The organism is Streptomyces sp. NPDC031670, from assembly GCF_055580545.1.
Genome location: NZ_JBVILC010000041.1, coordinates 18890 through 26504 on the forward strand (window position 1 = coordinate 18890; position 7615 = coordinate 26504).

Here is a 7615-nt window from a genome sequence, read left to right on the forward strand (position 1 = left end):
CTTTTTTGGGTGGTGGGTTTTTTTTTTTGGGTTTTTTTTTTTTTTTTTTTGGGGGGGGGGGGGGGGGGGTGTTTCCCCCCCCCCCCCCCCCCCCCCCCCCCCCCCACGTCCTGGTCGGCGGTCTCCGGTCCGTCGAGACTCGGTCGGGCGGCGGGGAGCCGCGCCCATGGACGAAGGGAGCCCGTCATGACCGGGAAGACGGAGCAGGGCCGTGCCGACGTGGTCGGCATGTGGGTGACCGCGGACGGTCACATCCGCCAGGAGTTGCGGGCGGACGGCCGGTACGACGAGACCCGCGGCAGCCGGCGCAGCGCCTACACCGGGCTCTACACGGTGACCGGCAGCCACATCGACTACGTCGACGACTCCGGGTTCACCGCGACGGGCGACATTCGCGACGAAGTGCTCTACCACGAGCACCTCGTCCTCTACCGAGAGGAACAGCAGGCATGACGGACACAACCAAGGTCGTAGCGGTCACCGGGGCGAGCAGCGGGATCGGCATGGCGACTGCCCGGCGACTGGCCGCCGACGGCCACCGCCTGCTCCTGGGAGCGCGGCGCACCGATCGTCTCGAAGCGCTGACTCATGAGATCACCAGGGAGGGTGGCACCGCCGCCTTCCAACGGCTGGACGTCACCGATGCCGCCGACGTCCGCGCCTTCGTATCCGCCGCCCGCGAGTCCTACGGCCGAGTGGACGTGATGGTCAACAACGCCGGAGTGATGCCCCTCTCCCCCCTGGAAGCGCTGAAGACCGACGAGTGGGACCGGATGATCGACGTCAACGTGCGGGGAGTCCTGCACGGTATCGCCGCGGCCCTGCCCCTGATGCACGCTCAGAGGGGCGGGCACTTCGTGAACATCGCCTCCGTCGGGGCGTACGAGGTCTCTCCCACCGCAGCCGTCTACAGCGCAACCAAATACGGCGTCCGGGCGATCTCCGAAGGACTGCGCCAGGAGTCCTCCGGCGACATCCGGGTCACGCTCGTCTCCCCGGGCGTGACCGAATCCGAACTCGCCGACAGCATTTCCGACCCTGCTGCCAGGGAAGCCATGAAGACCTACCGCGCCGTAGCACTGCCCGCTTCCGCTATCGCGGAGGCCATTGCCTACGCCGTTTCCCAGCCCTCCCATGTCGACGTCAACGAAATCGTCGTCCGTCCCGCCGCAAGCGCTCAATGACCCTCCCGGAAGGAAGCGACATGACAAACACTGCCGTCGGCCATGACGTAGTGGGAATTCCGTCGGGCCCGGACGGCTGGCTCCTGGTCCGCCAACGCGTCGGCGTCTGGTGGACCGAGGACGAGGACACCCTGAAGGCCTTCGGGTAGACGTGGTTCCTGGGATGTCACGGCTTTTGTTGCGGGTTCCATCACCCTGAGCCGTGGGACACCATGGGCGCGCCAGTGTTCACACGACACGCGGCTTGCCGAGCCGCACCGGAACGGATCGTGGCGTAGGAAGGATCTTGCTGGTTATTCGGAGATCCCGAGGGGCATGCCATGGCAACGAAAGCACCGATGCGTCTGATTGCGTGGCTTGCGGTCCTCGCGGGGTTGTGTCTGCTTACCAGCCTCGTGCTGGTGCTCTTCGTCTGGGGCCGGCCGGAGCAGTCTGGCCTCCCCGAGCCGGAGGACTCCATCTCTGACACAGCCACGGTTGCTCCTACGGACACCAGCGGTGGGGACAGCGGTGGAACGGGCACCAGTGGGGCAGCGGACAGTGGTGGGGCAGCGGACAGCGGTGGGGCGGGCACCAGCGGGGGAGAGGCTGGCCAGGCGAATTCCAGCGCCGTGGATCTGGCCCTGGTAGGAGCTGCGGTCGGGTCGGCGATCGGCGGACTCTGCAGTGGCGTCGCAGCGATCATGGTGGCACGGCGTTCCCCACGGCAGGATCCCTGACCGCCCCCCGGACCGGAGCGTTGACTGGCCCGTGCCGACCCGCGTATCGATCCCGCACCTCCCACCTCCTGTACGCGCCAGGTGCCTTGACGGGTTACGGAGCCAAACGCCGAGCCCGCGATCCACCTCGCTGAGCGGTGTGATCAGCCGGTGGGCGACTCGGTGGGCGACTCAGTGGGCGGCTTCGCCGTGTGCTTGACCCAGACGTTGGGCTCGACATAGACGGCCTGGTCACGTGTGGTGTCGCAGCACACCGGGACCAAGGCGCCCGGTACGTCGATGTCACCGTCGGTGTCGAACGGCAGGCCGGTCCACTGGCGCCACTGGGCCAGTGAGTTGGGGACCCGTGGTCAGGTGCTGAGGAGGCGGTCGAAGAACGACCGGTATTGGCGAAGGGCCAGGCGCAGGTCCTCGGTGGGTGCCTCTTCGCCTCGGTGCCACTGACTTTCGAGTCCCTGCTTGTGGTCCGCGAACGTGGTGGCGAGGAGTTGCATGACCTCGGCGACGAGCCCGTCGGCCGCGAGGACCGACTGCTTCGGGTCATCGACGAAGCCCTGCTGGATCTCCTGCCAGCGGCTACGGAGCCTCTCTGCCTCCTGGGTCCCGAGGAGCGGGGCGGTATCGGGCTCCTGCTCCGGGGCGGTATCGGGCTTCTGCTCGGGTGCGAGCCCTTCGCCAGGTGCCGCGTCCGGTTCGGTGCCGGTCTCGTCGGTGGATGTGGTCCGGTCTGTTGTCGTTGTCCCCTCGTGGTCGGGGGCTGGGGTGAGGACCTCATCTGTCTGGGGCCGGGCGATGTCCTCGGTGGACAATGTTTCTCTGGCGGGCTCGGCGTACTCGTCGTCGCGCCCGTACGGTCCTTCTGTCTGCATGTCCCTCATACCTCTCTGCGGGGACCTCTCTACGGGACCGGAGGCCCGCTTACGGTTGGTGGGCCCTCACTGGCGTTCCTCATCGGCCGAATCGGTGCCGTCGTGCAGCAGTTCCTCGAAGAGCGCCCGGTAGTGGACCATCGCGCTCCGCAGTTCTTCCGTGGTGATGTCCCTGCTGCCCGCCCGCCCGTTGATCTCATGGGCGACCCGGTAGTGGTCCAGGGTCCGGGAGTGCTCGACCGAAAGGTCCCGCTCCTGCTGTTCGAAATTCTCGGTCGGGTAGCCGCGCTCGCCCATGAGCGCGGTCACGAGCCGGTCCGCCTCACCCACGGCCTGGTCGGGGCTGTCGACGAAGTGCTCCTGCACGCTGGCCCAGTCCCGGGTGTACCGGTCGCGGACTGTGGAGGGCAGCGGCCTGATCTCCAGTGATTCATGCCGCGCCTCCCTCTCCTTGAGGTCGCGCTCGGCCGCTCCACGGCTCTGCTCCGTCTCGACGGCGCGCTCGTATTCAGGACCGAACTGCTCCTGAAGGTGCCGACGCCGGGTGATGGTCCGCAGGGTCAACGCGACGGCGGCCAGTACCACCACGGCGACCACAATGATGACGATGATCCACATCGCATCCTCCACTCCATGGCAGCGCACACAGTGGCTTGGCCGGGGCGTACCAACGTCGCCCGCCGAGGGCCGCGGTCCTTGGTGGTGCCACATTCCAGAATTTCACATATTGGGGCAAATGTGTCATCGCGCGGAGGTGCGGCTCTCCGGTGCGGTTCTCCGGTGCGTACGCCGTGACGTACGACGCCCGGCCGCTGCGGCCGGCCGGCGGGCCAGGGGTGAGCGACGCAGTACCACTGTCGACGTCAGGGTGAGGTCGAGCCTGCGCCAAGAGATTCGCGATGGCCGTGGGGTACCTGCCCTCGGCGCCGGGGGGCGCCGAGGCGTGCGAGAACGGGTGGCGTTTCGCGCGGGTTCAGGGACGGCTACCAGTAGTGCCGACGACCGCCCACCGCGCGCCCGACGGATCCCAGGACCATCAGGATGATGCCGATGACGAGCAGGACGATGCCGATGGTCCACAGGATGGCGACTCCGGTCACGAAGCCGATGATCAGCAGAATGATTCCGAGGATGATCATGATGTACGCCGATCTCACGGAGTGAAGGTGGCCCCTGTTCCCAGATTAGATCCGGACCCGCGCGATGGCTTCGTGGACTTCGCGGTTCTACCGTGGAGGGAACAGAGCGCAAATTCTGGAGCGCGCCATGTTTGTCTTGCTTGGACTCGTCCTTCTGATCGCCGCCGTCGTTGTCGGGGTGTCCGGCGTTGTCGCCAATGAGGGCACCGCCCACCAGCTCACCAGCGGGTTCTCCGTCTTCGGCTACCACTTCTCCGGCTCCACCGGCACCCTGTTCCTCTACGGCATCGTCGTCGGGGCCGTGGGCCTGCTCGGCCTGAGCCTCCTCCTGGCCGCCGTCCGCCGTGCCTCCCACCGCGGCCCCGGCGGGCGGCCCGGACGCAGGATGTCCCGCCGGGACACGGTCGTCGGCGACAGGAGCCGAGACGATGTCGTAGACCCACGCGGGACCGCCCGCCCGTACGAGAGGGGCGATGCCGGGACCGCCGGACCCGACGACGACCAGCATGCCAACCCTGCCGGTGAGCACCGGAGGGGACTGCACCCGTTCAAGCACCGATCGCAGCCCGGGTAGGCGGCGGCAGCCCCGCAGGTAGGGGTTGCTGCGCGGCTGATCACACGCCGCGGCGCTCATGGTCGCTCATGGACCTGGGCGCGGTCGGCGGGCTACCGCCTCTGCTGACAGCCGGCCCCTGCTGGCAGGCGTGACTTCCGGCATCTATCGGCCCGCCGCGGACGCGCTGGTCGCCGAAATCGTCGCACCCGCCGACGCACTCGTGCCTTCGGTCCGACGTTCGGGGCCAGCAGCACCGGGTTCTCGGTCTCCGCAGCAGTGGGCGGCTACCGGGCGCCGGTGGATGCGGACTGTTGTTGGCACTTGACGCGGTGGCTCAGCTCCGCGGTGGGGGGCGCTACCCGCGCGGCCGGGTCATGGCCTGTCGTCACGCTGTTCCTCGGGAAGGCCTGGCCTGCGTGCCGTAGACGGCGGCATCGACCATCGAGCCGACGGAACTACCGCTCGGCTACCGCATACCGCATACCGCTTGACGACCGGCCGGGGACGGCGAAGCCCAGCGATTCAATCCAGCGTGCCAGTTGACCACCTTGTGCCACACGCTCCAGGGGAGATTCACGGCCTCGACCTCCCACTGACCGATCCCGCCGTCCGAAGGTTCGCGCCGCCGACGAACTCGTCGGCCGACGGCGCCATTTTGCGTGGTTGGACTTTCGGGGACGGGCTGTTGGACGTTCACCTGGGGGGTGCGGTGGGGTCTTCTGGTGGACATCCCGGGTCACTAGCGTTCCCTCCGTACACACCTATCACGGCTCAGGAGGGTCAGTTGGCCACGGACAACGCAGGCGGCATCTCACGGCGACGGCTGTTCGCACTGGGCGGCGGGGCCCTCGGTGCGGCCACGGCCGGCTCCCTGCTGCCGCCCTCGCTGCAGACCGCGATGGCCGCGGGACCCCCGGCCGGCGGGCTGAGTGCGGTCAAGCACGTCGTCATCCTCATGCAGGAGAACCGGTCCTTCGACCACTACTTCGGCACTCTGCGTGGAGTCCGCGGATTCGGTGATCGCAACGCCATTCAACTCCCGGGCGGCAAGCCCGTGTTCGAGCAGCCGGGGCCGCTCGGCAGTGCCGTCCTGCCCTTCCCCGTGCGTGGCGCCGCCGCCACCCAGCAGAAGGACCTCCAGTACATAGGCGCCCTCGACCACTCCTGGAGCGGCGGCGCCAAGGCCTGGAACGGCGGCTGGATGGACAACTGGGTGTCCGCCAAGACCTCTGCGACCATGGCGTACTACGACCGCCAGGACATACCGCTGCACTACGAGCTCGCCGACACCTTCACCGTGTGCGACGCCTATCACTCCTCCATCCACAGCTCCACCAGCCCCAACCGCAACCACTTGTGGAGCGGGAAGACCGGGTTCGAGCCGAACGGCCAGCGGGCCGTCGGTAACGACGCCTACGACGAAGGCACCCACCCCGGGTACGACTGGGGCACCTACGCCGAGCGGTTGGAGAAGGCGGGGCGCAGCTGGAAGACGTACACCGAGTGGGAGAACTTCACCGACAACCAGATCGAGTTCTTCACCACGTTCAAGGCGATCGCGCGCAAGGCGCTGGCCAAGACTGGTGGGCACACGTTCATGGAGTCCTTCTACTCCGTCGTACGCGACGCCCCGAGCGACGCCGAGCGTCAGCGGCTCCTCGGGCTGCTCGACCAGGGTGTCGCCACCCTCACCAGGACCGAACGCAGCCTGTTCGAACGGGGGTTGAGGCGGGTTCCGACCGGTACGCTCGCCGAGGCTTTCGGCAAGGATGTCGCCGCCGGTGCCCTGCCGGAGGTCTCCTACCTGGTGCCCTCCGCGCTGGATTCCGAGCACCCGAGCGTCTCCTCGCCCGTGCACAGCGCGACGATCGTCTACAAGGTGCTCGACGCGCTCGGCAAGAACCCCGATGTGTGGCGGCACACCGTCGTCCTCATCAACTATGACGAGAACGACGGCTTCTTCGACCACGTTCCGCCGCCGGTGGCCCCGCCCGAGGTGACGGACGAGCAGTGGCAGGGCAAGCCGACCGGCCTCGGCGCGCGAGTGCCGATGCTCGTGGTCTCGCCCTGGAGTGTCGGTGGCTACGTCTGCTCCGAGGTCTTCGACCACACCTCCGTCATCCGTTTTCTGGAGCGCTGGACCGGGGTACGCGAGCCCAACATCGGTGCCTGGCGGCGTACCGTCGCGGGGGACTTGACCTCGGCCTTCGACTTCAAGCGCGGCAGGCCGCAGCCCGCCGTGCACCGGCCGGCGCCCATTCCGCCGCTGAGTGGCCGCTGGCGCCCCGAGCCACCGGCGCGGCAGCACATGCCCGTCCAGGAGGAGGGCACCCGGCCCGCCCGGCCGCTGCCGTACCAGCCGGACGCGTACGTGAAAGTGGCGGGCGACGCCCTCCAGGTGCAGCTGAGCAACAAAGGCCAGGCCAGCGCTCACTTCGCGCTGTACCCGTACGCCAAGGAGTTCGCCGCACCGCAGCACAAGGACGTGCGGGGCACGGGCCAGTGGACGGTGCCGCTGACCGGCGCCTACCGGTTCACCGTGACCGGGCCGAACGGCTTCCGGCGCGAGTTCGAGGGCGTCGGCGGCGCGGACATCGCCGAGGTGACCACGCACCTGGACCACCACGACCGCGACGTCCATCTCACCCTACGCAACCCCGGACAGCGGTCCGTCACCTTCGTCGTGCGGACGCTCGGCTACGCCGACGAGGCCGACCTGCCGGACTGGAGGCGTTACGTGACGGTCAAGCCGGGCCGCAGCCGCAGCGTGGTCCACTCGGCCGCCGACGCGCACGGCTGGTACGACCTCGAAGTGACCGTGGATGGCGGGAGCCCGTTCCGCAGGCGCCTGATGGGCCACATCGAGAACGGCCGCCCGAGCGTCTCGGGCTGACTGGGCCGACCCCGACCCCGTCGGACAGCCAGGCAGGGTGCGCTGAGTGGTAGGGACGGGCTGCTACGACCAGCCGTCGTAGCAGCCCGCCAGACCCGGGCCCAGACCGGGCCCAGGGCACAGACCCGGGTCCGGGCCCAGATCCAGGAGCGGCCAGGGCGCTAGGCCGTTTCGTTCGGATCATCTGATCGTTGGTTCGGGTGTGCCTTTGACTGACGCGCAGTGGGCGCGGATTGAGCCGTTGCTCCCGGACCG

At 68.4% G+C, this 7615-nt stretch carries 8 protein-coding genes; 5 read left to right on the forward strand and 3 right to left on the reverse strand.

Annotated elements, in window-relative coordinates:
* Positions 1–186: 186 nt before the first annotated feature.
* The 3 genes from ACZ5ID_RS36270 to ACZ5ID_RS36280 are packed head-to-tail and all read left to right on the forward strand — an operon-like array spanning position 187 to position 1333.
* The gene (locus ACZ5ID_RS36270; protein WP_468906858.1) at positions 187–453 is read left to right on the forward strand and encodes an Atu4866 domain-containing protein; all 267 of its coding nucleotides are present in this window, start codon (positions 187–189) and stop codon (positions 451–453) included.
* Entirely contained in the window at positions 450–1184 is a 735-nt protein-coding gene (locus ACZ5ID_RS36275) for an SDR family oxidoreductase (protein ID WP_468906861.1), read from the forward strand. Before ACZ5ID_RS36270 ends, ACZ5ID_RS36275 begins: the two co-directional genes overlap by 4 nt.
* Before the next feature lie 20 nt (positions 1185–1204).
* The gene (locus tag ACZ5ID_RS36280; RefSeq protein WP_468906863.1) at positions 1205–1333 is read left to right on the forward strand and encodes a hypothetical protein; all 129 of its coding nucleotides are present in this window, start codon (positions 1205–1207) and stop codon (positions 1331–1333) included.
* Positions 1334–2253: 920 nt separating this feature from the next.
* Here the strand turns inward: ACZ5ID_RS36280 and ACZ5ID_RS36285 are convergent.
* The 3 genes from ACZ5ID_RS36285 to ACZ5ID_RS36295 all read right to left on the reverse strand — a co-directional run bounded on the left by ACZ5ID_RS36285 (position 2254) and on the right by ACZ5ID_RS36295 (position 3911).
* Positions 2254–2772 (reverse strand): hypothetical protein, encoded by a 519-nt coding sequence (locus tag ACZ5ID_RS36285; RefSeq protein ID WP_468906865.1) that lies wholly within the window; start codon positions 2770–2772, stop codon positions 2254–2256.
* Between the two features lie 66 nt (positions 2773–2838).
* On the reverse strand, positions 2839–3390 hold the full coding sequence (locus ACZ5ID_RS36290; RefSeq protein WP_468906868.1) for a hypothetical protein: 552 nt from the start codon (positions 3388–3390) through the stop codon (positions 2839–2841).
* Positions 3391–3755: 365 nt separating this feature from the next.
* On the reverse strand, positions 3756–3911 hold the full coding sequence (locus tag ACZ5ID_RS36295) for a DUF6131 family protein (protein ID WP_406551875.1): 156 nt from the start codon (positions 3909–3911) through the stop codon (positions 3756–3758).
* Positions 3912–4038: 127 nt separating this feature from the next.
* Between ACZ5ID_RS36295 and ACZ5ID_RS36300 the strand changes: the two genes are divergently transcribed.
* Complete coding sequence (locus tag ACZ5ID_RS36300; protein ID WP_468906871.1) at positions 4039–4485, forward strand: hypothetical protein; 447 nt, start codon at positions 4039–4041, stop codon at positions 4483–4485.
* Between the two features lie 790 nt (positions 4486–5275).
* Positions 5276–7360, forward strand: coding sequence for a phosphocholine-specific phospholipase C (locus tag ACZ5ID_RS36305; RefSeq protein ID WP_468906875.1), 2085 nt, complete (start codon positions 5276–5278; stop codon positions 7358–7360).
* The last annotated feature ends 255 nt before the right edge of the window (positions 7361–7615 follow it).

Coding starts and splice junctions, on each gene's coding strand:
- ACZ5ID_RS36290 (WP_468906868.1), bottom strand. CDS start 3,390: ATGTGGATCATCGTCATCATTGTGGTCGCCGTGGTGGTACTGGCCGCC.
- ACZ5ID_RS36285 (WP_468906865.1), bottom strand. CDS start 2,772: ATGCAGACAGAAGGACCGTACGGGCGCGACGACGAGTACGCCGAGCCC.
- ACZ5ID_RS36280 (WP_468906863.1), top strand. CDS start 1,205: ATGACAAACACTGCCGTCGGCCATGACGTAGTGGGAATTCCGTCGGGC.
- ACZ5ID_RS36300 (WP_468906871.1), top strand. CDS start 4,039: ATGTTTGTCTTGCTTGGACTCGTCCTTCTGATCGCCGCCGTCGTTGTC.
- ACZ5ID_RS36275 (WP_468906861.1), top strand. CDS start 450: ATGACGGACACAACCAAGGTCGTAGCGGTCACCGGGGCGAGCAGCGGG.
- ACZ5ID_RS36270 (WP_468906858.1), top strand. CDS start 187: ATGACCGGGAAGACGGAGCAGGGCCGTGCCGACGTGGTCGGCATGTGG.
- ACZ5ID_RS36295 (WP_406551875.1), bottom strand. CDS start 3,911: ATGATCATCCTCGGAATCATTCTGCTGATCATCGGCTTCGTGACCGGA.